Below are 22388 nucleotides of genomic sequence, written 5' to 3'. Positions count from 1 at the left end.
AATCGTTGGGAGGGAGGCGGTGCTGTCAGGGCCGCCGAAGAAAGTCGCCGATGCTCTTGTTGAGTCCGGTCTCACACCCTAGGATTGAGACCGGACTCACATCGATGGATAGAAATGTAGCCCAAGTCACAGGTGGCGTCAACAGCCCTTTCGGAAGGTGAAGATGAACGGCGAAGGAGCACGACGACGGGACGTAACAGTTGCCGACGTCGCCAAGGCTGCCCAGGTTTCCAAGGCCCAGGCCGCCCGGGCGCTGGGCAATTACGGCGCCGTCAGTGACGACGTGCGAGAGCGCGTCCTCGCTGCCGCAGAGGCCCTTTCCTACCGGCCCAATGAGCTTGCCCGCAGTATGAACACAGGCAAGTCGCACACCATTGGCGTTGTGGTGGGTGACATAGAAAACCCGCACTTCGGGCTTGCCACCCGCGGAATCACGGACACGGCGAAGAAGGCCGGCTACAACGTCATCCTCGTCAATACCGACGAGGACCGGGACGCGGAAGTGGACGCGGTCCGGGTGCTGCTGGACAAACGCGTGGACGGCCTGATCATCGCTCCGGCCTCGTCCGTGGAGACCGGACACCTCCAGGAGGTGCACCGGTCCGGCCGGCCCATGGTCTTCATCGACCGCACGGCCGGCAACATGCCCGTCGAGACCATGGCCGTGGACATGGCAAGGATTTCGCGCGAGGCAACGCAGTACCTGCTCGATGCCGGGCACCGCCGCATCGCCTTCATCTCCACGCTGAGGACGGACACCCCCTACACGCCCGGGATCACGCTGGAGTCCTCCCAGATCGCAGACCGCATCGAGGGCATGCGGGAGGCTTTCCTCGACGCGGGGTTGCCTTTCCCGGAGGACCTGGTCCGGCTGAATGCCGGGGACGAGGACTCCATCCGCAGCGTCACACGCGAAGTGCTCCGGGGCCGGGATCGGGCCACAGCCGTAGTGGCTTCCGACGGCCTGATCGCACTGAGCGTCGTGGAGGCCATCCAGGAGCTGGGGCTGTCCATCCCGGCGGATGTTTCATTCCTGATGTATGACGACTTTGCGTGGACCAGGCTCACAACTCCGCCCCTCACTGTTATCGCCCAGCCCGTTTACAACATGGGTGTGGCTGCGGCCAAGGCGCTGATCCGGCAGATGGAGGGGCTGCCTCCTGCCGCTCCGGCACAGTTCACGGCTACCCTGGTGCGTCGGGGGTCGGTGGGGCCTCGTCCGGCGGTAAGGGACGTAGAACGGGAGGATGTGGCAGCGCGGCTCAGCTGATGCTGGCCGCTTCCAGGTTGAAATAGGACCGGGCGTCCGGCGGGCGGATGTCCGCCACGGCGTCGCTAAAGATGTGCATGGGATGCGGCGTGAAAGGGTGCTCAGCGATCGCGTCAAAGTCCAGCTCAATGCCCAGGCCCACGCCATCGGGGATCATGACGTCTCCCTCGGCCGTCAGTTGGAGGCGCTCACTGGAGATCTCACTGCGCCACGGCACATCGGTTGCCATGATCTCCAGGTACCGGAAATTCGGCAGCGTTGCGCCGAGCTGGAGGGTTGCAGCGGTGCTGAGGGGCCCGCTTGGGTTGTGCGGCGCGAACGGAACGTAATGCGCTGCCGCGAGCGTGGAAATGAATGACAATTCCAGCAAGCCCCCGGCGTGGGTGACGTCAGGCTGGATATAGTCCACGGCGCCGCGTGCCAGGGCGGGAAGGAAGGTGTTCCGGCCCATCCACCGCTCCCCTGCCGCAATGGGGACGGGGGACTTGGAGCGTACCTCGATAAGCGCATCAAGTCCGTCCGGCGGGCAGGGTTCTTCAAAGAAGACAGGCTGGAACTGTTCAATGTCCCTCGCCACGCGGATGGCCGTGGGAACGTCGAATCGGCCGTGCCCTTCGATGAACAGCTCAACGTCATCGCCTACTGCCTCCCGGACAGCTGCCACGGGTTCGAGCATGCGGCGCAGATCTCCGGGTCCGAGGGTGAGGTCCGCGGCCTCGAAGGGATCCCATTTGAGCCCGCGGAAGCCCTGGGCCACGGTCTGGACCGCGGCCTCGGCGAACTCCTCGGGCGTTTTGGCTCCGGAAAACCAGCCGTTGGCGTAGGCCCGGACCCGGTCGCGGACCTGCCCGCCCAGCATGCGGTGGACGGGGACTCCCAGCGCGCGGGCCGAGACATCCCACATGGCCATCTCCAGTGCGCTGAGCGCTGTCATGGAGACAGGTCCGCCACGCCAGTACGCATCCCGGTTCACTTCATAAATGGTCTGCGTTATTCGGGTGGGATCCTTGCCCCGTACGGCCTCGGCCAGGACCGCCACTGCGCCGGTGACTGCATGCTCCTGGCCTTCGAGAGTTGCCTCGGCTATCCCCGTGAGGCCCTCATCAGTGCTCAGCCGGACAAAGATGAGGTTGGTCCGGTAGAAGTCGACGACGACGGTGTCGAAATTGGTGATTTTCATGCGTTAACGTCTTTCGTAAGTGGCAAGGGCTTATCCGGGGACGTAGTCAGCCCGCCGGCGGCGCAGTGGATTCGCGGACGATCACCTGGGTAGCCAACTCCACCCGATGGGAATCCAGGACTTCCCCCCGCGCCTGCCGCAGCAGCGACCTCAAGGCCGCCCGCCCCATCTCCTCGAGCGGCTGCGCCACCGAACTCAGCGAGGGCACCGATTGCTCACCCTGGTTGGTGCCATCAAAACCGATGATGCTGATGTCTTCCGGAACCCTGATCCCATGGTGCCGGGCCTCGCTGAGGACACCCAGGGCAATGGTGTCGCTGCCGGCGAAGATGGCTGTGGGAAGGGAGTCAAGCTTCAGCAACTCCCTGAACCCGTCGACGCCGCTCTCGGTGCGGAACCGGCCGCCGGAGACAATGTACTGGGGGTCCACCTCGATGCCTTGCGCCATCAGGGCAGCCATGTACCCATGCAGTCGTGCCTGGTTGCATTCGGCGCCTTCGACCCCGCCAATGTAGGCGATATGGCGGTGTCCCAAACCCAGCAGGTGTTCGGTGGCCGCCTTGCCGCCAGCCCAGTTAGTCGCTCCAACACTTACGACGTCGGATGAGGGCGGATTGAGCGGGTCGATCACCACCACCGGGATCTGGCGGCGGCGGAATGCATGCAGTTGCGCCTCGCTGAAGGCCGACGTCACCACGATCATTCCCGCCCTTCCCTCTTCAAGCATCCGCTGTGCGCGGCGTTCCGGGGTCTGCCGGCCAGGGGTGGACTGGCCGGTCACACTCACCAGGATTTCGACGTCGGCGCTGGCGGCGAACTGCAGAATGCCGTTCAGGACCTGGATGGTGTACGCGGAGTCGAGCACATCGATCACCACTTCAACCACCGTCCCGCTTTCCGCAGCAGCCCTGCGCTGCACGGGGGACCTGTAGCCCGCCTGCTCCAGCGCCGCGAGGATCCGGGCCCTCGTTTCGGGCGCTACATCATCCCGTCCATTTACCACCTTGGAGACCGTCGGCGCCGAGACCCCGGCCTGCCTGGCCACGGTTGCGAGCGTTGGCTTGGCACGCTCCGACAATTTGGTCGTCATGGGTTCGCAATCTTTCGAAGATGAGGAGTGCATTTATTCTGCAGAACGTGGGTTGGGAGCGTCAAGCTCTGCCCAAACACCGGCTTTCTTTCCAAAATAACCTCTACGGTCCCTTGACTCCGCCGATTTTTCACGTTTTAGTTTAGGACGTGACTTAAATCACCGTTCGAAATATTTCGAATAAAGGATCGGCGCTGAAGCCCGAACCTCGACAGCAAACTCAAAATGGAGAAGCAATGAAGCAACCCCAGACCTCCCGGCGCTCTTTCCTGGCCCTCGCTGCCCTTACTCCCTTTGCCGTTGCCGCCACCTCAGCATGCGGGACGTCAGGTCCGGGTGCATCCAGCGGCAATGGTGGCGCCAGCATGTGGTTCCTGTCCGGCGAGCCGAACCAAACCAACATGCAGAAGGCTGTCGATGCCTTCAACCAGGCAAACCCCGACAATAAGATCGCGGTCACCTTTTTCCAGAACGACGCCTATAAGACCAAGATCAAGACCGCCATCGGTGCCAACCAGGCGCCCACCATCATCTACAACTGGGGTGGCGGCACCCTGAAGACCTACGCCGAGGCGAACCAGGTCGAAGACCTCACCAGCTGGCTGGATTCCGAACCAGACTTGAAGAAGAAGTTCTTCCCGTCCACCTTCAGCGCCGCCACGGTCAACGGCAAGATCTATGCCCTGCCCAACATGTACGTCGGTCCGATCGTGCTCTTCTACAACAAGGAACTGTTCCAGAAGGCCGGTGTCCAGCCGCCCAAGACCTGGGACGACGTCATGTCCCTCGTCAAGACCTTCAATGGCATGGGGGTGGCACCCTTCTCCCTGGGCGGCCAGTCACGCTGGACCTCCATGATGTGGCTTGAGTACCTGCTGGACCGCATCGGCGGACCGGATGTCTTCAAGGCGATCTTCGCCGGCAAGCCCAACGCCTGGATGGACCCGGCCGTGATCGAAACCGGCACCAAGATCCAGGAGCTCGTCTCAGCTGACGGCTTCATCAAGGGCTTCTCCTCCATCACGGCCGACTCGAACGCAGACCAGGCCCTCCTGTACACCGGCAAGGCCGCCATGATGCTGCACGGGTCCTGGACGTATGGACCGATGAAGAAGGACGGCAAGAACTTCGTCCAGGACGGCAAGCTGGGCTTCGTGCAGTTCCCCTCCATTCCCGGCGGCAAGGGTGATCCGAAGAACGGCGTCGGCAACCCGGCGAACTACCAGTCCATTTCCGCCAAGGCCAGCGACAAGGAAAAGGAGTCCGCCAAGAAATTCCTCAAGGACGGCATCATGACCGATGCCATGATCGACGCCTACATCAACTCCGGCTCCGTGCCCATCGTCAACGGCATCGAAAACAAGCTGAACACGTCCCCGGACAAGGATTTCCTCAACTTTGTCTACGACCTTGCAAAGAACGCCCCCAGCTTCCAGCAGTCCTGGGACCAGGCACTGAGCCCCACTGCCGCCGAGGCCCTTCTTAACAACATTGACCAGCTGTTCCTGAAGTCGATCACGCCGCAGCAGTTCGCCGAGAACATGAACGGCACCCTCGGGAAATGAGTAACGCCGTCTCCACCGCCCCGGGGTCCGCCGTCGGCTTCAAGAATTCCAAGCAGACTGAACAACGCAAGGCCGCCCTGGCGTGGCTCACCATCCCTGCACTGTTCTTCTTCCTGGTGTTCGCCGTTATCCCGCTGGCGGGTGTACTCATCCTCAGCTTCACCAGCTGGGACGGGATCGGTGCCATCGGGGCGGCGGGACTGGACAACTGGTTCTCCGTGCTGGCAGATCCGGGACTCTACAACGCCCTGGGCCTGACCTTCCTGATCATGATCGTCTCCTGGCTGGTCCAAACCCCCATCAGCCTCCTGCTGGGCGTCTTCACGGCAGGAAGCCAGCGGTACCGCGCCGCCCTGGCCGTGCTGTACTTCCTTCCCCTGCTGCTGTCATCAGCCGCTGTCGCCATTGCCTTCAAGGCCCTGCTTGATCCCAACTTCGGCCTGGCAACAGGGCTGGGGCTGCCATTCCTTGCTCAGGACTGGCTGGGTGTCCCGCACCTGGCCCTCGGCCTGGTCATCTTTGTCATCGCCTGGCAGTTCGTGCCCTTCCACACGCTTATCTACCAAGGTGGCGTGCGGCAGATCCCGAAGTCACTGTATGAGGCAGCGCAAATCGACGGTGCAGGAACCATCAAGCAGTTTTTCCACATCACCCTTCCGCAGTTGAAGTACACCATCATCACCTCGTCCACCCTGATGGTGGTGGGTTCGTTGACCTACTTCGACCTGATCTTCGTCCTCACCGGCGGCGGACCGGGAAACTCCACCCGGATCCTGGCCCTGGATATGTACCTCCGGGGCTTCCGGGCCAACCTCATGGGCCCGGCCAGCGTCATTGCCGTCATTCTCGTCATCATCGGCCTTGCACTCGCCTTGTTCCTCCAGCGCCTTGGAGGCAAGGACAAGCAAGGCAGCCAATTGGAAGGTTTGTAGGGTGAGTACCGTCCTGAAAAGCAATACCCAGGAGGCCCGCACCGGGTCCCTTGGCCGCCCAGCGTCCGCCAAGCGGGGGCTCGGTTCACGGCTGGGCCGGCTGAACATCCCGGGCGGCCTGGGCGGCTGGATCTGGCTGGCCATCATCATCCTGCCGGTCTACTACGTGGTGATCACCAGCCTCAAGACCCAGGCGGGCTACTTTGGCCAGAATCCCCTGGCCCTGCCCACCGAGCCCACGCTGGAGAACTACCAGTCGGTCCTCGAGGCGGATTTCGCCCAGTACTTCATGAACAGCGCCATTGTCACACTCGGTTCCGTGATCCCCACGGTGCTGATTTCCTTCATGGCGTCGTTCGCGATCGTCCGTGGCAGTGGCAGGTTCCTCAAGCTGGTCAACGGCATGTTCCTCATGGGGCTGGCCATCCCGCTGCAGGCCACCATCATCCCCATCTACCTGATGATCATCCGGCTCAACCTCTATGACAGCCTGCTGGCACTGATGCTGCCATCCATCGCCTTTGCCATCCCGCTGACGGTGCTGATTCTCTCCAACTTCATCCGCGACGTCCCGAACGAACTGTTCGAGTCCATGCGGCTGGACGGTTGCAGCGAGTGGCAGACCATGTGGCGGCTCGCGCTGCCACTCACCCGACCCGCAATCGTCACTGTCGCCATCTACAACGGACTGCATGTCTGGAACGGGTTCCTGCTTCCGCTGGTCCTCACCCAGAGCCCCAGCCTGCGCGTCCTGCCCCTGGGCCTGTGGACCTTCCAGGGCGAATTCAGCGTCAACATCCCGGCCGTACTCGCCTCCGTGGTGCTCAGCACCCTGCCCATCCTGGTGCTCTACGTTATCGGCCGGCGCCAACTGCTCGCCGGCTTGACCGCCGGCTTCAGCAAGTAGAAAGGACACCTCCATGACCACCGCAAAACCCCTGCGCGTCGGTATGGTGGGCTACGCCTTCATGGGTGCAGCCCACTCCCACGCCTGGCGGACCGCCCCGAGGTTCTTCGACCTGCCCCTGCAGCCCCAGCTCACCGCGGTCGCAGGCAGGAATGCCGACGGCGTCCGTGCCGCGGCGGACAAACTGGGCTGGGAATCGGTTGAGACGGACTGGCGCCGCCTGATCGAGCGCGACGACATCGACCTCATCGACATCTGCACTCCCGGCAACACCCACGCAGAGATTGCCATCGCCGCCCTTGAAGCAGGGAAGCACGTGCTGTGCGAAAAGCCGCTGGCAAACTCGGTGGAGGAAGCCGAGCGGATGACGCTGGCTGCGGAGACCGCGGCCAAGCAGGGCGTCCTCTCCATGTGCGGCTTCAGTTACCGCCGCACCCCGGCGCTGGCTCTGGCCAAGCGGTTTGTGGACCAGGGCAGGTTGGGCGAGATCCGGCATGTCAGGGCCCAATACCTGCAGGACTGGCTCACCGATGCCAACGCGCCCATGACCTGGCGGCTGGACAAGAGCAAGTCGGGTTCCGGCTCCCTGGGCGACATCGGAGCACACAGCATCGACGCGGCGCAGTGGGTCACAGGCCAAAACATCAGCGGGGTTTCGGCACTGTTGGAGACCTTTGTCCGGGAGCGTCCGCTGGCCGGCGACCTGGTGGGCCTGGGCGGGCACGGCGACCTAAGCAGTGACGCCCCGCGGGGAGCGGTCACCGTTGATGACGCGGCGATCTTCAGCGCAAAGTTCGACGGCGGTGCTTCAGCAGGAGCGATCGGTGTCTTTGAGGCAACGCGCTACGCCCTGGGCAGGAAGAATGCCATGCGGCTGGAAGTCAACGGCACCAAGGGTTCCCTAGCCTTCGATTTCGAGGACATGAACGTCCTGTCCTTCTACGACGCCGCAGAGTCACCCGACGCCGGGTTCCGGAAAATCTTTGTCACCGAGCCCGAGCACCCTTACGTAGGGAACTGGTGGCCCACCGGCCATGGCCTGGGGTACGAGCACGGCTTCACCCACCAAGTGGTGGACCTCGTCACGGCCATTGGCGAAGGCCGGCAGCCGGAACCGTCCTTCGCGGACGCACTGCAGGTGCAGCGGGTCCTGGCCGCCGTGGAGTCCAGCGCCGCAAGTTCAAGCCAGTGGCAAAAAGTCTGAGCAGTGGTTCGGCAAGGCAATGACCAGCTTCAAGCGATTCAAGGAACACACATGACACGACCAATCACGCTGTTTACCGGCCAGTGGGCCGACCTGCCCTTTGAGGAAGTGGCGCGGCTCGCAGGCGAGTGGGGCTTTGACGGACTGGAGATCGCCTGCTGGGGCGACCACCTGGACCCCCGCCGGGCGGCCGAGGACGACAACTACCTCCAGGGCCGGCTGGACATCCTCGAGAAGAACAACCTCAAGGTCTTCGCCATTGCCAACCACCTCACAGGCCAGGCCGTGTGTGACGACCCCATCGATGAACGCCACCAGGGCATCCTGTCGGCGGAAACCTGGGGCGACGGGGAGCCCGAAGGGGTGCGGCACCGGGCAGCGGAGGCCATGAAGGACACCGCGCGGGCGGCCGCCCGCCTCGGTGTGAAGACCGTGACGGGGTTCACCGGCTCCTCCATCTGGAAGGCCGTGGCCATGTTCCCGCCTGCCTCCCAGGCAATGATCGACGCCGGCTACCAGGACTTCGCGGACCGTTGGAACCCCATCCTCGACGTCTTCGACGAGGAGGGTGTCCGGTTCGCCCTGGAAGTCCACCCGTCCGAGATCGCCTACGACTACTGGACTGCCAAGCGGACGCTCGAAGCCATCGGGCACCGCGAGAGCTTTGGCTTGAACTTCGATCCGTCCCACTTCATCTGGCAGGACCTGGACCCGGTGATGTTCCTGCAGGACTTCGCAGACAAAATCTTCCACGTCCACGTCAAGGAATCAGTCCGCCAACTGGATGGCCGCAACGGCCGCCTCGGTTCCCACCTCGCCTGGGCAGATCCACGCCGGGGCTGGGACTTCGTCACCGCAGGGCACGGGGACGTGCAGTGGAACAGGATTTTCCGGACCCTGAACGCCATCGGCTATGACGGCCCCACCAGCATCGAATGGGAGGACGCCGGAATGGACCGGCTTATCGGTGCCCCGCAGGCGCTGGCCATGGTCCAGGAACTGGCCCGGATTGCCCCGCCGGCAGCTGCCTTCGACGCCGCTTTCGCCAGCCACTGACCCCATGCTTTGCCGGCACATGCCGGCAGCTAAACAAAAGGAAACTTCAATGACAGAACGCAAGAATGCGCTGGTCGTCCGTGGCGGCTGGGACGGCCACCAGCCCTACGAGGCCACCGAACTTTTCATTCCCTACCTCAAGGAGAACGGCTACGACGTCCGGGTGGAGGAATCCCCGAAGGTTTACGCCGACGCGGAATACATGGCAGGGGTGGACCTGATCATGCAGTGCATGACCATGAGCACCATCGAAAAGGACGAGTTCGCCGGACTGCGGGCTGCCGTGGAGAACGGCACCGGCCTGGCGGGCTGGCACGGCGGCATCGCCGATTCCTACCGGAACACCTCCGACTACCTGCACCTGATCGGCGGCCAGTTCGCCTGCCACCCGGGCAAGCACCCGGACGAGTGCGTCGGCGAGCAGTCGGACAATTACGTGCCCTACACCGTCAACATGCTGCCGGCCGCCGCCGAGCACCCCATTACCAAAGGCATCAAGGACTTCGATCTCGTGACCGAGCAGTACTGGGTGCTCTCGGATGACTACGTCGACGTCCTGGCCACCACCACCCAAAAAGTCCGCGAATGGGACCCCTGGAACCGCGAAGTGACGTCCCCCGCCATCTGGACCCGCCAGTGGGGCAAGGGCCGGATCTTCGTTTCCACTCCCGGGCACCGCGTGGAAATCCTCCAGGACCAGAACGTACGCACCATCATCGAAAGGGGCCTGCTGTGGGCAAGCCGTTGAACATCGGAATCATTGGCTGCGGAGCCATCATCGCGCAGTACCTGAAGAATTTCCGCCGTCTGGACCAGGTCCGGCTGGTGGCCGTGGCGGACCTTGACCCGGCACGCGCCCAGGCCGTGGCGGACGACTACGACGGCGTCCGCGCCATCTCCGTGGACGAACTGCTCGCCGCCGACGACGTGGACCTGGTCCTGAACCTGACCATCCCCGCCGCGCACGCCGAGGTAGCCCTGAAGGCGATCGCCGCCGGAAAGAGCGTGTACGGGGAAAAGCCGCTCGCGGCCACGACCGAAGAAGCCCGCCAAGTGCTGGACGCAGCGCGGCAGGCCGGCGTCGTCGTCGGCTGTGCCCCTGACACGGTGCTGGGCACCGGGATCCAGACCGCCCGCAAAGCCATCGACGACGGCCTGATCGGCGCCCCCATCTCGGCATCAGCCACCATGGTGACGCCCGGCCACGAGCGCTGGCACCCAAACCCGGACTTTTACTACCAGCCGGGCGGCGGCCCCCTCCTGGACATGGGCCCCTACTATGTCACCGCACTCGTGACGCTGCTGGGCCCTGTGGTGTCGGTGCTCGGTGCCGCCAGCCACACCCGGAAGGAGCGGACCATCGGATCGGGGCCGCGCCAGGGGGAAAAGGTACCCGTGAACATCGACTCGCACGTGACGGGCATCCTGGTCCACGCGTCCGGGGCGCTCTCCACCCTGTTCATGAGCTTTGATGCCGTCAAGTCCAAGTCGCCGAACATCGAGATCCATGGCGAGCGCGGATCCCTGGTGGTGCCGGACCCGAACCACTTTGACGGGGACGTCCAGCTGTTCCCCCTCGGTGCGGAGGACTGGGAAACCCTTCCCGTCTCGGCAGGGTACGTGGATTCCGGGCGAGGGTTTGGCATCGCCGACCTCGCGTCCACCCCGGAAGGCAAGGAACCGCGGGCGGGCGGGAAGCTCGCCTACCATGCCCTGGAGGTCATGGAATCTGTCCTGAAGGCCGCGAACAGCGGCATGACCGTGAGTATCCAGAGCACTGTTGAGCGGCCGGAGAGCGTCGAACTGACTGTCCTGGCCGAGCAGGCAGACGCCCTTCAGTCCAAGTAGCCATCCGGAACCGTGCCGCCCGCCGCAGTGGAGCTAGTGCAGCCCGTCGCTGCGGGCGGCACGGTTCCTGCCCATGGACTTGGCCTTGTACAGAGCTGCATCCGCTGCGGCGATGAGGTGGTCCACTTCGGAGGTACCGACGTCGTATGTTGAAATGCCGTAACTGGCGGTGGGCATCTCCATCCCCTCCTGCGTTTTGGTCCCGGCCAGGCGCCTGCTGATTTCCGCCGTAATGGTCTCCGCACGTTCGGCGCTTGCCCCCGGAACCAGGATGACGAACTCTTCCCCGCCATACCTCCCGGTCAGGTCGGTGGAGCGAACCGTGGCAATGCAGGCGTCAGCGAAGGCCTGCAGCGCCAGGTCGCCGGCGGCGTGGCCGTGGGTATCGTTGACCGCCTTGAAGTGGTCAAGATCGGCCAGGATCAAGGCCCCGGAACCGCCTGTGATGCTCCGGTCCGTCAACTGCTCCGCAGCCAGGTCCATGAAGGCCTTGCGGTTCAACAGCCCGGTGAGGTCGTCCCGCGTGGCCACCACGCGCAAGGCGCGCGTCTGCTGTTCGCTGCTCAACGCCGCCATGCTGAAGGAAACCACCACCAGCAACACCATCGTTACCAGCGTGGTGAGGGCCGATCCGAAGACGGTCACGAACACGGCGCCGGTCTGGCCCTCCACCAGGAATGCCAGCCAGCGGAAGAAATAAAAGACGGAAAGCCCTCCCGCAGCCACCGCCATGGGAATTCGCACCCGCGAGTAGCCCGGCTCGAGGCGCCAGAGCTCACGGGAGGCCAGCCCGACAGTCAGGCTCATCGCGGCGAGGAACACTGGACCGCCTGACCAGGTGTTGGTGGCCGGATGGTCAAGCAGGGAGGCCACGAGGGTCACCAGCGGAATACCGGTGAAGGCCCACCGGGGCGGCCGCACCGTCCGCAGCGAGCGGGCCCCCGCCCACACCGCAACCCCGCCGTGGACCAGCAGGGTGTTGCCCACCGGGTTGGCCCACACCTGGTGGGGCGTGCCGTCAAGCAGGAAACAGCCTGATCCCGACAGGAAGAACAGCAGGGCGCCGCACCACCAGGCGCTGTATGGCGAGCGCGTCACCCGGTAGGCAGAAAAGTAGAATAGAACCACCAGCACCAGGGCCATGAGGCCAAAAGCAATGCGCAGGGTTGCCGTATCCAGAACCATGTGCCAGAAGTCCCCCCGAAAAGCCCGAATACTGCCCGTGCAAGTATCGCATCCAACCACAGGCTGCAGATCGTCCCGTACCCCTGATCGGTGCCCTCCAAACTCGCCTAGGGTGGTGGGTACCCATCCGGACAATGAAAGGCCGGCAATGCTCCTCCTCTTCGGTTTTAAGACCGTCCACAAGGCTCTTCCGGGCCGGACGGCAACCTGCCCGCATTGCGGCGCCTTCATCCACCACCTCCTTAAGGAACAGGCCACAAAGTTCACCCTGTTCTTCATCCCCGTACTCACCGTGTCCCGGAAGTTCCGGATCACCTGCACCAACTGCGGCTACGCCTCCTCCATCACCGGACGCCAGAAGCGGGCGCTGGAACTCCGGCGGTAATGGAGGTGGCCTTCGAGGGCGCGGGTCCAGGGGGACCCGCGCCGTTTGTGTGTCAGTCCCTAGCCCCCGACGGCGTCGGGGGCTAGAGTGGGACGCGTTCCCGCCCTGCCGTCCCCGGCAGGAAGATGGTGAACTGTGAGGGAATGGAGGTGGTTTTGATGGCTGCAGTTGCCGCGCCTTGGGCGCCCCGCACCCACCACATCACCCATTCTCCCGGCTGCACACGCGTGACCTGGCTGTAACTGTCCGTCTCAGCGCCATTGCACCGGGGGACCCTCTCAAGGACACCGTCGTGCACAATTCTTCAGGCAACCCCCTGGACAACATCTCAAACACCACCCAACCAAGCGGCCTCGGCGCATACGGCTACACCCCCGCCGTCGCCCGCCACTTCGACCAACACCCCTTCCCCGGTGCCGCGGAGCGCGGACGGGTGGTCCGCGTGGACCGCACCCTGCTGCTGGTTGCCGTCGGCGACTCGCTGCTCCACCTGCCCTATCCGCTGTCCGGCGAGCCGGCCGTCACCGGCGACTGGGTCTGGATCGGCCCCAACCGGGCCGGTGACCGGCAGATTTTGGCAGTGCTGCCCCGCCGCTCGGAGCTGAGCCGGAAACGCGCGTTCGAGGACTCCTCCGAGGAGCAGGTCCTGGCCGCGAACATGGACACCGTGGGGGTGGTAGTCCCCGTGGATCGGCCGCTCACGCACAACCGCCTGGAACGAACCCTTGTTGCCGCTTGGGACTCCGGCGCCACCCCCCTGGTGATTGTCACCAAGGCGGACCTGGCGCAGGTGGCGGACGACGTCGTCGGGAAAGTCATCCTGCAGGCGGCAGGCGTGGAGGTGGTCACCACGTCCGCCGAAAACGGCGACGGGATCGACGAACTGATGTCCCGCATCCCGCCCGGCGGAACCATCGTCCTCCTGGGTCCATCAGGCGCCGGCAAATCAACCCTCATCAACGCCCTGGTGGGCGGCGAGGTCCAGCAGACCGGGGAGGTGCGGTCCGGCGATTTCAAGGGCAAGCACACCACCACATCCCGCGAGTTGGTGCCGCTGTCCAATGGCACCGTCCTGATGGACACGCCCGGGGTGCGGGGCTTCGGGCTGTTCGACGCCGGCGAAGGCCTGGGCGGGATGTTCGCCGACGTGGAGGAACTGGCCAGCGGCTGCCGGTTCACCGACTGCGCCCACGGGAATGAACCGGGCTGTGCGGTCCGGGAAGCGATCGACCACGGCGTCCTTGAGGAGCGCCGCTGGAATTCCTACCTGAAGATGCAGCGTGAGCTGGCGGCGCTGGCACGGCGGTCCGACGTCGCGGCGCAGCGCGCGTACCACCGCGAGTGGCACCAGAAGGTGGTGTCTGCCGGGAAATCGCAGCGCTGGGCGGAGCGTGAGGCCTCTGAACGTGAGGACGGGGCCGCAACGAAGAACCGGAAGCGGAGGCGGTAGGAAGGGCCGTATTCCCTGTCGGGGGCGGGGAGTAGGGTTCGGTCATGGACATCATCCTGGTTCCCGGTTTCTGGTTGGACGCCTCGTCGTGGGAGGGGGTGGCACCGGCCCTGGAAGCAGCAGGGCACCAGACCCACCCCCTTACCCTTCCGGGCAAGGAGTCCGTGGACGCGGGCAGGGCGGACATCAACCTTCAGGACCACATCGACGCGGTGGTGGCGGTCCTGGATGGCATGCCCGGCAAGGTGGTCCTGGTGGGGCATTCCGGTGGCGGCGCTATCATCCATGGCGCCGTGGATGCGCGGCCGGACAAGGTTGAGCGCGCCATCTACGTCGACAGCGGGCCGCTGGGGGAAGGCGGGGTGATTAATGACGAGTTGCGGGCTGTCGGGGAAGACGTGCCCTTGCCTTCCTGGGAGGATTTTGACGACGCCGACCTGGTGGACCTCGACGACGGGCTCCGCCAGGCGTTCCGGTCCCGTGCGGTTCCAGAACCCCGGGGCGTGGCGTACGGAAGGCAGCACCTGCATGACGAGCGGCGCTACGACGTTCCCGTCACCGTGATCACCTGCGAGTTCCCGTCCGCCATGCTTCGAGAGTGGATTGACGCCGGCAGCCCCTTCGTTGCAGAGCTTGCCCGGATCCGCGACGTGGAATACATCGACCTGCCCACGGGGCACTGGCCGCAGTTCACCAAACCGGCCCAGCTGGCCCGGGCCATCCTGGCGGCGGTCAATCGGACGGGCTTTGACCGGGTTTGAAAAACCCTTGCATGCCGGGAACGAAGTCCCCATAATAAATGAATGGCATTCATTTATTCGACAGCGGTCGGGGACAACGCGGCCCCCGCCCACGCATCCACCGGTACTCCGTCCCACATGCCGGCCGAGTGGGAAGACCACCAGCGGACCTGGATGGCCTTCCCGCCGCCCAATGACACCTTCGGGACGGTGGGAAGCTCCACCCTGGACAGGGCAAGGGCAGCTTGGAGCAAGGTGGCCCAGACCGTCGCCCGGTACGAGCCCGTCACGGTCATCGCCGATCCGCGGGACTCCACAGCCGCCCGCGAATGGCTTGGCCAGGGCATCGACGTCATGGAAGTTCCACTGGATGACGGGTGGCTGCGGGACAGCGGCCCCACGTTCGTCCATGCCCCGGACGGCTCGCTGGCCGCGACTGACTGGATCTTTAACGGCTGGGGCGCCCAGGACTGGGCTTCCTGGGCCAAGGACCAGGAGGTGGCCCGGGCGGTGGCTGCAGGCGTGAATCTGCCGGTCCGGCAAAGCCGCCTGGTAAATGAGGGCGGCGGCTTCCACGTGGACGGCGAAGGCACCGTGCTGCTGACCGAAACAGTCCAGCTCGATCCCGCGCGCAACCCCGGCGCCACTATGGAATCAGTCGAGGCGGAAATCCACGCAGCCCTGGGCACCACCAAGGCGATCTGGCTTCCGCGCGGACTGACGCGGGATTACGACGAGTTCGGCACCCGCGGCCATGTGGACATCGTGGCCACGTTTGCCGGCGCGGGCACCATCCTGCTGCACCGGCAGGACGACCCCGCCCACCCGGACCACGCGGTCTACCTCCAGCTGAAGGCAGTCCTTGGCGGCCAACTGGATGCCCAGGGCCGGCCATTGCGCATTATCGATGTGCCGGCTCCGACCACGCTCCAGGACGACGAGGGCTGGGTGGACTGGTCCTACATCAATCACTACGTGGCCAACGATGTGGTGGTGCTCTGCTCCTTCAACGATCCCAACGACAGCATCGCTGCAGGCATCCTGCAACGTGCCTATCCCGGACGCACGGTGGAACTGGTCGACGCCCGGGACATCTTCGCCTTCGGCGGCGGCATCCACTGCATCACGCAGCAGCAGCCGGCACCGCGGGAAGGGAATGCGGCATGAAACCTGCAGAGCACCTGCGGAAGCCGGAGGCAGTCGGGACGTTTGACGTGGTGGAAGCCAGCATCGGCCAACTTCGGGCGGCACTGGAGGCGGGTGATGTGACCAGCGAGGAGCTGGTCCGCCTCTACCTTGAGCGCATCGAGAAGTATGACTCATCGGGCATATGCCTGAATTCACTCGTCGTGATGAACCCGGACGCGATTGCCGAGGCGCAGGCCTCTGACCGGCGCCGTGCGGCCGGGTTCACGCTCGGGCCGCTGGATGGCATCCCCTACACGGCAAAAGACAGTTACCAGGTCAAGGGCCTCACCGTTGCTGCGGGCTCGCCGGCATTCAAGCATCTGGTGGCGCAGCGGGATGCCTTCACCATTGAGCGGTTACGGGCCGGGGGCGCCGTCCTGCTCGGACTGACCAACATGCCGCCCATGGCCAACGGAGGTATGCAGCGGGGAGTATATGGCCGTGCGGAGAGCCCGTATAACGCAGGCTTCCTGACAGCCGCGTTCGCCTCCGGATCGTCCAACGGCTCCGGAACCGCAACCGCCGCCAGTTTCGCTGCCTTTGGCCTGGCCGAGGAGACCTGGTCCTCCGGGCGGGCACCGGCGTCGAACAACGCCCTCTGCGCCTACACTCCATCACGGGGCCTCATCTCCGTCCGCGGCAACTGGCCCCTGGTCCCCACCATGGACGTGGTGGTTCCGCACACCCGCACCATGGGTGACCTGCTGGAAGTCCTGGACGTTGTCGTGGCGGACGACCCCCAAACGCGCGGCGACTTCTGGCGCGTCCAGCCCTGGATCCCGGTGCCCAAGGCATCTGCTGTCCGCCCGCCGTCGTACCTTGACCTCGCCGTTCCGGATGCAACTGCGGCGGCGGGCGTATTCGCGGGGAAGCGGCTGGGCGTGCCCCGGATGTACATCAACGCGGACCCACAGGCCGGCACTGCCCTGGCACCAGGCATCGGTGGGCCCACAGGGCAACGGATTGAAACCCGTGCGTCCATCGTTGAGCTGTGGAACGAGGCCCGCCGTGACCTGGAGGCCGCGGGCGCCGAGGTGGTGGAGGTGGACTTCCCCGTGGTGTCCAACTACGAAGGCGACCGGCGCGGCGCTCCCACCATCGCCACCCGCGGTCTGGTGTCCCCGGCGTATCTGCGCCGGGAAATCGTGGACCTCTCCGCCTGGGCATGGAATGACTTCCTTGACGCCAACGGGGACCCGCACTTGAACCGGCTTGCCGACGTCGACGGTTCCGCCATTTTCCCCGCGCCACACGGTGCCCTGCCGGACCGCTACGACGGCTTCGATGATGACATCGCGGACTACCCCGCCTGGATCCGGGAGCACGGTACTCCCGCCCTGGCCGACCTCCCGCACCTGCCCGAGGGCCTGGCAGGACTCGAGGAAACCCGCCGGGTGGACCTGGAGGAATGGATGGACCGGCTGGGCCTGGACGCCGTGGTGTTCCCGACGGCCGCCGATGTTGCCCCAGCTGATGCGGACACCAACCCGGCCTCGGCGGACATCGCCTGGCGCAACGGCGTGTGGGTGGCCAACGGCAACCTGGTCCCACGGCACCTTGGCATCCCCACAGTCACGGTTCCCATGGGATTGGCAGCTGACATCACCATGCCGGTGGGCCTCACCATCGCCGGCAAGGCCTACAGCGACACCGACCAGCTCCGGCTCGCCGCAGCCTTCGAAGCCACCCGCCACCGGCGCGTACCGCCGCCGCGCACCACGCCTGGAGGAGATGCATAAAGCGACTGACTGAACCAGCGGCAGTGGGTAGTCCAAACGCATGGCGCTGCCCCTTGCCCGCCCCGCTGCCCTCCGGCCTGACTGCTCACAATGCTTTGCCCTGTGCTGCGCGGCCTTCGGGTTCACCCGTTCGTTGACGCCCGGGTCCGCAAATTGCCGCAGCCCGCGGCAATGCGTCCACCCACCTCCCCACCGGGTTTGAGCGGCCTGGCCACTGGCCGCCCGCCGCGCCCACAGTAGCAGCCCATCCAGCGGAAGCGCCTTGACAGCCAGGATTGTTAGCGCTGACAGTGGGAGGAAACCAACGCCAAGCGAAAGCCACTCGATGAAGAACTGGGCAGGAAACCTCGAATACTCCTCCGCGGATGTCAGGCGGCCGGAATCCGTCGCGGAACTGGCAGCCATCGTGGCCAATGCGCCGCGGGTCAAGGCCCTGGGGTCCCGGCACTCGTTCAACCGTGTGGGGGACACGGACGGCGTGCATGTCCTCCTCGATGCCCTGCCGCAACAGGTGGAGCTGGATTCCGAGCGCGGCACAGTGCGCGTCAGCGGCGGCGTGAGTTACGGGGCACTGTGCCGGACCCTTGAGGAGTCCGGCGTTGCCATCCACAACCTTGCCTCGCTGCCGCACATCTCGGTGGCAGGCGCCGTACAGACCGGAACACACGGGTCCGGAGTGAACAACCCCTCGCTTGCCGGTGCCGTGCAAGCCATCGACCTGGTCCGGGCATCCGGGGAGCAGGTCACGCTGACCAGGGCGGACGGGGACGAGTTCCTGGCAAGCGTGGTGGGCATCGGGGCCCTGGGCATTGTCACCGGCCTTGAGCTTGCAGTGCGGCCCAGTTTCAGGATGCGGCAGCGCGTCCTGGAGGACCTGCCCTGGGACAACGCCCTTGCTAACTTCAACGCAATTGTCTCCGCCGCCTACAGCGTGAGCCTGTTCACCGACTACGCCGGCGAAACGGTTAACCAGGTCTGGCTCAAAGCCCTTGACGAGGAACCGGCGCTCCCCAGCCTGTTCGGCGCAACCGCCGCCCTGCGGCCGCGGCATCCCCTGCCGGACATGTCCGCGGAGAACTGCACGGCACAGTTGGACGAGCCGGGTCTGTGGCTGGACAGGCTGCCGCACTTCCGGCACGAGTTCACGCCAAGCAACGGTGACGAACTCCAAAGCGAATTCATTCTTCCCCTGGAACACGCTCCCGCTGCCCTCCAGGCAGTCCGCGGGCTGGCCGGTCAGCTTTCACCCCTGCTCTTCGTCTCGGAAATACGCACCGGCGCCGCGGACGAGTTCTGGCTCAGCCCGTTCTACCGGCAGCAGAGCGTGGCGCTGCACTTCACCTGGAAGCCGTTACAGCCTGAGGTGGAAGCCTTCCTTCCAGTCCTTGAGGATGCACTGGCACCCTTTGGTGCAAGGCCGCACTGGGGCAAGCTGTTCACCCCAGGCGGCCACGACTGGGAAAAGCTATACCCGCGCTTCGCCGACTTCCGTTCCTTCGCTGCCGGCCACGACCCCGACGGCAAGTTCCGGAATGGGCTGCTGGACAGCATCCTGGGCGTCCCGGCCCGCCGCCAACCGGCCGCCGGTACGCTGGGGGCATGACCTTTCGTGCCGCCGTCGCCTGCGCCGCAGCCCTGCCCACCGGCTTGTTGCTGCTGACCGGATGCGGTGCTATGGGGGATGCTGCGGGCGCCGCTGCCAGTGATGCCGCGTCCAAAGCTGCCTCCAGTGCCGCGCAGGAAGTCAACCGGCAGATCTGCACCTTGGTGCAGGACGGCCTGGTCAGCCCGTCGGACCGCCAGGCACTGGCCGGCCTTGTCCCGGCAGCTCGGACGGCAGGGGTTCCGCCGGAAATTACGACGCCGTTGGGCCGGATTGCCGAGGCCGGTGACCAGGTGCCGGAGGACTCCGTCCAGGCTTTGAAGGATGCCTGCCACGCCTGAGCGGGAACCCCCGGCAGATCCCTTCAGCCGCCTGCCCGATGGTGCTACCGTGACCGGCGCCAGCGGTGCACGGCTCATTGTCCTCGCCGGCGATATCCGGGCCCGCGGCCTCGTCAAGGACAACCGCTCCGAGGCCAGCAAGGCCCTTGTATCCGAGGTTGATTCCCACACCCATACCGCAGGCTCGGACAGCGCCAACCTGGAAGACCAGGTCAACCGCGTTGCCGAGGTGTGGGCCGAGGAACAGCAGAAACGTGATGGACAGGCTGGCGGTCCAGGAGGGACAGGCCAATCCGGAAGCCGCCCGCGGCGTCGGCGCGGTGGTGCACGCCCTGCAGCAGGCGCAGGTGGACACCCTGATCCTCGATGACGCCGCCTTGTCCGAACGGACCATGCTGGCCCTGGATGCCGAACCGTGGATCGCCACAGCCAGGGAGGAGGCCCTGGGCGCCGGAATCCTGGGAGAAGTTCCCGCCCCGGCGGCCCTGCTTCGCGCGGCGGCACTGACTGACGCCCGCGTTCTCATGGTCCCGGGGCCGGTCCTGCCGAAGGGTGTCCATGTCGCGGCACTGCTGCGCTGGTCCTCGGGACCGGACGTCCCGTCGTCGTAAGCCCTGCGGTTAATCCTTTTCGCCGAACCAACGATTGGAAGGTGCACCATGAGCACTGCAGATGAAAACCCGGATGATGTCCTCGACAGCGTGATGGTGCCGGAGGAGGACGCGCTTCCTACTCCCACCCGCACGGGGCACGGCAAGATGCCCGAAGACGTTGACGACGACGATTACCAGAAGGCCGTGGAGCAGGAGCGCGTAGCGGCGGGGCTGGCTGATTATGCCCCCAGTGACGTTCGACCGGCTACGGACCCCTTGCCGCCCGAGGCTGCCGATGCCGCAGACCTTGCCCAGCAGGGCCTGCCGGAGGAGGAACCGGAGGTCAACAGTTAGACGGAAGCAGTGGCCGGCCCGCGGGACCGGCCACTGCTTTGGTCAAGGCATCAACTTCGGGAGAGCTCAGTTCTGGCGTGGCTGTTCCCAGCCGCGCATGCCCGCTGCCCGTCCAGCCTGTGGACGGTGGCCGGCCCGGTGTTCCGGTGGGGCAAACGGGAGCACCCCTGAATCGCGGTTCAGCGGCACGGCGCGGACGAACTTTGTCAGTTCATCCCGGAGCACCTTCCACGCGATGTCCGGATCGTCAGGATAGGCACTGACCTCCGCCTGCCGTGCCGCTTCAACGGCGGCAACACCGGCGTCCGTCAACTCCACTTTCAGCTGCCGGCGGTCCGAGACGTGGCGGGTCCTGGTGATGAGTCCCGTCGTCTCAAGCCGGGTCAGTACCCGGCCCAGAGTCTGGCTTTGGACCCGGATCGCCTCGGCAAGCTGTTCCTGGTTCAGTGGGCCCCCCGTCAGGCCTTCCAATGCAATAACTGCCGCACGGGTGAGGCCAAGGGGGGCCAGTGCATCGTCCTGGCGCCGTTGGATCAGCCGTGCCGCCAACGTAATGAGGCGGTAGCTGCTCCGGGCGTCCGGATCGAGATTGCTGGTCATCGGCCGCGGCCTTCCTGTAGGTGGCTAAGTGCTGGTCACCCTGCGTCGCTACACCACTACAATAAGCATGCTTAGCAACACATTCGCAAGTAGGCTTACTATTTACCGGCGGGTCAACCCTATCTCCCCGGGTTGAGACTTTGAAACCGCAGCACTACCCCTTGCAATTCAAATGGGAAGTGTGCTTAGTATCTAATTAGTAACCTTGCTTACTAAGTTGCCAGCATTGCTGGTTCTTGATCGCCAGCTAACCCTTTCTGAAAGAGAGCGAAGATGACAGAGAACCAATGGCCCCAGACCCCGCACACCGCTGCAGATCCGGCCATCGCCGATCCGTGCGGCGCGACAGAGGTAGTTCCCCAGCAGGCCTCATACTCATCTGATTCGGCCGATACCTCCAAGTCCCAGGCCGCCAAGGAGGAAGCTTCAAACGTAGCCGGCCAGGCTGCATCTGCCGCCCAGGGCGTGGCCCAGACTGCTAAGGAAGAGGCCGCGAACGTGGCGCATGAGGCGAAGGCCAATGCGCAGGACCTGCTGCACCAGGCGAAGTCAGGCCTGACCAGCCAGGCCGGCACGCAGCAGCAGAAGGCCGCTGAAGGCATCCGCAACATTTCCAGCCAGCTGCACAGCATGGCCACGTCCCCGGACCAGCAGGGCATGGCCAGCGATTTGGTCCGCCAGGCAGCCGAACGCACCTCCTCGGTGGCGTCCTGGCTGGAGAACCGGGAGCCGGGAGACCTGCTGAACGAGGTCCAGCGGTTCGCCCGCAACCGTCCCGGAACATTCCTGCTCCTCGCAGCCGGCGCCGGCGTCCTGGCCGGACGCCTCACCCGCGGCCTCACCGCAGGCGCCCCCGAAACCCAGGGACAGATGCAGGGCTCCGGCCAGCGCCCCGCCGTGCAGTCACCGCCGGTAGCGCCGCTGCGCCAGGAGACGGTATACGCCGCCGGGACCGACGACCTTTTCGATGAGCCGGTTGTTACCAGCGCCACGCCGGTATCCACCAGCACCCTGCCTTCAGGCACCGCCGAGGAGACTCCGCTGCGGTTCGAGGACGACCCCTACCGGGCCGAAAACGGCGTTTACACCGGTGAAGAGCCGTTCGGCGCCGACGGGACCTCTGGAACCGGCCGCCACGGCCAGACGGGTGGTCTGTGA

The 22388-nt window shown here is 65.2% G+C and carries 24 protein-coding genes; 19 read left to right on the top strand and 5 right to left on the bottom strand.

Going from position 1 to position 22388, the window contains the following annotated elements:
• Window positions 1–163: 163 nt before the first annotated feature.
• Window positions 164–1270, top strand: a complete 1107-nt coding sequence (locus tag J7I84_RS00115) for a LacI family DNA-binding transcriptional regulator (RefSeq protein WP_214938929.1) — start codon at window positions 164–166, stop codon at window positions 1268–1270.
• Here the strand turns inward: J7I84_RS00115 and J7I84_RS00110 are convergent.
• Both J7I84_RS00110 and J7I84_RS00105 read right to left on the bottom strand, forming a co-directional pair.
• Window positions 1263–2450, bottom strand: coding sequence for a mandelate racemase/muconate lactonizing enzyme family protein (locus J7I84_RS00110; RefSeq protein ID WP_214938926.1), 1188 nt, complete (start codon window positions 2448–2450; stop codon window positions 1263–1265). The genes J7I84_RS00115 and J7I84_RS00110 overlap by 8 nt on opposite strands.
• A 46-nt stretch (window positions 2451–2496) precedes the next feature.
• Window positions 2497–3540: a LacI family DNA-binding transcriptional regulator gene (locus J7I84_RS00105; RefSeq protein WP_214938923.1), complete on the bottom strand. Its 1044-nt coding sequence runs from the start codon at window positions 3538–3540 to the stop codon at window positions 2497–2499.
• Between the two features lie 236 nt (window positions 3541–3776).
• On the opposite strand from J7I84_RS00105, the gene J7I84_RS00100 reads away from it, so the two are divergent.
• Genes J7I84_RS00100 through J7I84_RS00070 form a run of 7 tightly spaced genes read left to right on the top strand, consistent with a single transcriptional unit; the run spans window position 3777 to window position 11052 of the window.
• Entirely contained in the window at window positions 3777–5105 is a 1329-nt protein-coding gene (locus J7I84_RS00100; RefSeq protein ID WP_214938920.1) for an extracellular solute-binding protein, read from the top strand.
• Complete coding sequence (locus J7I84_RS00095) at window positions 5102–6037, top strand: carbohydrate ABC transporter permease (protein WP_214938918.1); 936 nt, start codon at window positions 5102–5104, stop codon at window positions 6035–6037. Before J7I84_RS00100 ends, J7I84_RS00095 begins: the two co-directional genes overlap by 4 nt.
• 1 nt (window position 6038) lies before the next feature.
• Entirely contained in the window at window positions 6039–6944 is a 906-nt protein-coding gene (locus tag J7I84_RS00090; protein WP_214938914.1) for a carbohydrate ABC transporter permease, read from the top strand.
• Between the two features lie 13 nt (window positions 6945–6957).
• Window positions 6958–8148 (top strand): Gfo/Idh/MocA family protein, encoded by a 1191-nt coding sequence (locus J7I84_RS00085; protein ID WP_214938911.1) that lies wholly within the window; start codon window positions 6958–6960, stop codon window positions 8146–8148.
• Window positions 8149–8199: 51 nt separating this feature from the next.
• Window positions 8200–9204, top strand: a complete 1005-nt coding sequence (locus tag J7I84_RS00080) for a sugar phosphate isomerase/epimerase (protein WP_214938909.1) — start codon at window positions 8200–8202, stop codon at window positions 9202–9204.
• Window positions 9205–9253: 49 nt separating this feature from the next.
• The gene (locus tag J7I84_RS00075) at window positions 9254–9952 is read left to right on the top strand and encodes a ThuA domain-containing protein (protein WP_214938906.1); all 699 of its coding nucleotides are present in this window, start codon (window positions 9254–9256) and stop codon (window positions 9950–9952) included.
• Window positions 9937–11052 (top strand): Gfo/Idh/MocA family protein, encoded by a 1116-nt coding sequence (locus J7I84_RS00070; RefSeq protein ID WP_214938904.1) that lies wholly within the window; start codon window positions 9937–9939, stop codon window positions 11050–11052. The genes J7I84_RS00075 and J7I84_RS00070 overlap by 16 nt, the downstream gene beginning before the upstream one ends.
• Before the next feature lie 33 nt (window positions 11053–11085).
• Here J7I84_RS00070 and J7I84_RS00065 read toward each other — a convergent pair whose 3' ends face one another.
• Complete coding sequence (locus J7I84_RS00065) at window positions 11086–12237, bottom strand: diguanylate cyclase (RefSeq protein ID WP_214938902.1); 1152 nt, start codon at window positions 12235–12237, stop codon at window positions 11086–11088.
• Window positions 12238–12352: 115 nt separating this feature from the next.
• Here J7I84_RS00065 and J7I84_RS00060 point away from each other — a divergent pair, with 115 nt between their 5' ends.
• Window positions 12353–12622 (top strand): zinc-ribbon domain-containing protein, encoded by a 270-nt coding sequence (locus J7I84_RS00060; RefSeq protein WP_311381026.1) that lies wholly within the window; start codon window positions 12353–12355, stop codon window positions 12620–12622.
• Window positions 12623–12704: 82 nt separating this feature from the next.
• Here the strand turns inward: J7I84_RS00060 and J7I84_RS00055 are convergent, their stop codons facing one another.
• The gene (locus J7I84_RS00055; RefSeq protein ID WP_214938900.1) at window positions 12705–12845 is read right to left on the bottom strand and encodes a hypothetical protein; all 141 of its coding nucleotides are present in this window, start codon (window positions 12843–12845) and stop codon (window positions 12705–12707) included.
• A 69-nt stretch (window positions 12846–12914) separates the two neighbouring features.
• On the opposite strand from J7I84_RS00055, the gene rsgA reads away from it, so the two are divergent.
• The 9 genes from rsgA to J7I84_RS00015 all read left to right on the top strand — a co-directional run bounded on the left by rsgA (window position 12915) and on the right by J7I84_RS00015 (window position 20630).
• Complete coding sequence (gene rsgA / locus J7I84_RS00050; RefSeq protein WP_214938898.1) at window positions 12915–14072, top strand: ribosome small subunit-dependent GTPase A; 1158 nt, start codon at window positions 12915–12917, stop codon at window positions 14070–14072.
• A gap of 44 nt (window positions 14073–14116) precedes the next feature.
• A complete protein-coding gene (locus J7I84_RS00045; protein WP_214938896.1) occupies window positions 14117–14833 on the top strand; it encodes an alpha/beta fold hydrolase in 717 nt (238 codons plus the stop codon).
• A gap of 42 nt (window positions 14834–14875) precedes the next feature.
• Complete coding sequence (locus J7I84_RS00040) at window positions 14876–15979, top strand: agmatine/peptidylarginine deiminase (RefSeq protein WP_214938894.1); 1104 nt, start codon at window positions 14876–14878, stop codon at window positions 15977–15979.
• Entirely contained in the window at window positions 15976–17739 is a 1764-nt protein-coding gene (locus J7I84_RS00035; RefSeq protein WP_214938891.1) for an amidase, read from the top strand. Before J7I84_RS00040 ends, J7I84_RS00035 begins: the two co-directional genes overlap by 4 nt.
• A 325-nt stretch (window positions 17740–18064) precedes the next feature.
• Window positions 18065–19342 (top strand): D-arabinono-1,4-lactone oxidase, encoded by a 1278-nt coding sequence (locus J7I84_RS00030; protein ID WP_214938888.1) that lies wholly within the window; start codon window positions 18065–18067, stop codon window positions 19340–19342.
• Window positions 19339–19683, top strand: coding sequence for a hypothetical protein (locus J7I84_RS00025; protein ID WP_214938885.1), 345 nt, complete (start codon window positions 19339–19341; stop codon window positions 19681–19683). Before J7I84_RS00030 ends, J7I84_RS00025 begins: the two co-directional genes overlap by 4 nt.
• The gene (locus J7I84_RS21355) at window positions 19667–20053 is read left to right on the top strand and encodes a hypothetical protein (protein WP_251045842.1); all 387 of its coding nucleotides are present in this window, start codon (window positions 19667–19669) and stop codon (window positions 20051–20053) included. The genes J7I84_RS00025 and J7I84_RS21355 overlap by 17 nt, the downstream gene beginning before the upstream one ends.
• Window positions 19938–20294: a hypothetical protein gene (locus tag J7I84_RS00020; protein WP_251045889.1), complete on the top strand. Its 357-nt coding sequence runs from the start codon at window positions 19938–19940 to the stop codon at window positions 20292–20294. Before J7I84_RS21355 ends, J7I84_RS00020 begins: the two co-directional genes overlap by 116 nt.
• Window positions 20295–20342: 48 nt before the next feature.
• The gene (locus tag J7I84_RS00015) at window positions 20343–20630 is read left to right on the top strand and encodes a hypothetical protein (RefSeq protein WP_214938883.1); all 288 of its coding nucleotides are present in this window, start codon (window positions 20343–20345) and stop codon (window positions 20628–20630) included.
• 66 nt (window positions 20631–20696) lie between these two features.
• Here the strand turns inward: J7I84_RS00015 and J7I84_RS00010 are convergent, their stop codons facing one another.
• Entirely contained in the window at window positions 20697–21230 is a 534-nt protein-coding gene (locus J7I84_RS00010; protein ID WP_214938880.1) for a MarR family winged helix-turn-helix transcriptional regulator, read from the bottom strand.
• Between the two features lie 273 nt (window positions 21231–21503).
• Between J7I84_RS00010 and J7I84_RS00005 the strand changes: the two genes are divergently transcribed.
• Window positions 21504–22388 carry a hypothetical protein gene (locus J7I84_RS00005; RefSeq protein ID WP_214938877.1) on the top strand — a complete coding sequence of 295 codons (885 nt, stop codon included), beginning with the start codon at window positions 21504–21506 and terminating at the stop codon, window positions 22386–22388.

The organism is Arthrobacter sp. ISL-85, from assembly GCF_018613675.1.
Classification (GTDB): Bacteria; Actinomycetota; Actinomycetes; order Actinomycetales; family Micrococcaceae; genus Arthrobacter.
This window is presented reverse-complemented; position numbering and strand designations above follow the sequence as displayed.

Bases quoted from the DNA above. Each gene is read 5' to 3' on its own strand.
- J7I84_RS00115 (WP_214938929.1), top strand. From the start codon at position 164: ATGAACGGCGAAGGAGCACGACGACGGGACGTAACAGTTGCCGACGTC.
- J7I84_RS00110 (WP_214938926.1), bottom strand. From the start codon at position 2,450: ATGAAAATCACCAATTTCGACACCGTCGTCGTCGACTTCTACCGGACC.
- J7I84_RS00105 (WP_214938923.1), bottom strand. From the start codon at position 3,540: ATGACGACCAAATTGTCGGAGCGTGCCAAGCCAACGCTCGCAACCGTG.
- J7I84_RS00100 (WP_214938920.1), top strand. From the start codon at position 3,777: ATGAAGCAACCCCAGACCTCCCGGCGCTCTTTCCTGGCCCTCGCTGCC.
- J7I84_RS00095 (WP_214938918.1), top strand. From the start codon at position 5,102: ATGAGTAACGCCGTCTCCACCGCCCCGGGGTCCGCCGTCGGCTTCAAG.
- J7I84_RS00085 (WP_214938911.1), top strand. From the start codon at position 6,958: ATGACCACCGCAAAACCCCTGCGCGTCGGTATGGTGGGCTACGCCTTC.
- J7I84_RS00080 (WP_214938909.1), top strand. From the start codon at position 8,200: ATGACACGACCAATCACGCTGTTTACCGGCCAGTGGGCCGACCTGCCC.
- J7I84_RS00075 (WP_214938906.1), top strand. From the start codon at position 9,254: ATGACAGAACGCAAGAATGCGCTGGTCGTCCGTGGCGGCTGGGACGGC.
- J7I84_RS00065 (WP_214938902.1), bottom strand. From the start codon at position 12,237: ATGGTTCTGGATACGGCAACCCTGCGCATTGCTTTTGGCCTCATGGCC.
- J7I84_RS00045 (WP_214938896.1), top strand. From the start codon at position 14,117: ATGGACATCATCCTGGTTCCCGGTTTCTGGTTGGACGCCTCGTCGTGG.
- J7I84_RS00040 (WP_214938894.1), top strand. From the start codon at position 14,876: ATGGCATTCATTTATTCGACAGCGGTCGGGGACAACGCGGCCCCCGCC.
- J7I84_RS00035 (WP_214938891.1), top strand. From the start codon at position 15,976: ATGAAACCTGCAGAGCACCTGCGGAAGCCGGAGGCAGTCGGGACGTTT.
- J7I84_RS00030 (WP_214938888.1), top strand. From the start codon at position 18,065: ATGAAGAACTGGGCAGGAAACCTCGAATACTCCTCCGCGGATGTCAGG.
- J7I84_RS00025 (WP_214938885.1), top strand. From the start codon at position 19,339: ATGACCTTTCGTGCCGCCGTCGCCTGCGCCGCAGCCCTGCCCACCGGC.
- J7I84_RS21355 (WP_251045842.1), top strand. From the start codon at position 19,667: ATGCCTGCCACGCCTGAGCGGGAACCCCCGGCAGATCCCTTCAGCCGC.
- J7I84_RS00015 (WP_214938883.1), top strand. From the start codon at position 20,343: ATGAGCACTGCAGATGAAAACCCGGATGATGTCCTCGACAGCGTGATG.
- J7I84_RS00010 (WP_214938880.1), bottom strand. From the start codon at position 21,230: ATGACCAGCAATCTCGATCCGGACGCCCGGAGCAGCTACCGCCTCATT.
- J7I84_RS00005 (WP_214938877.1), top strand. From the start codon at position 21,504: ATGACAGAGAACCAATGGCCCCAGACCCCGCACACCGCTGCAGATCCG.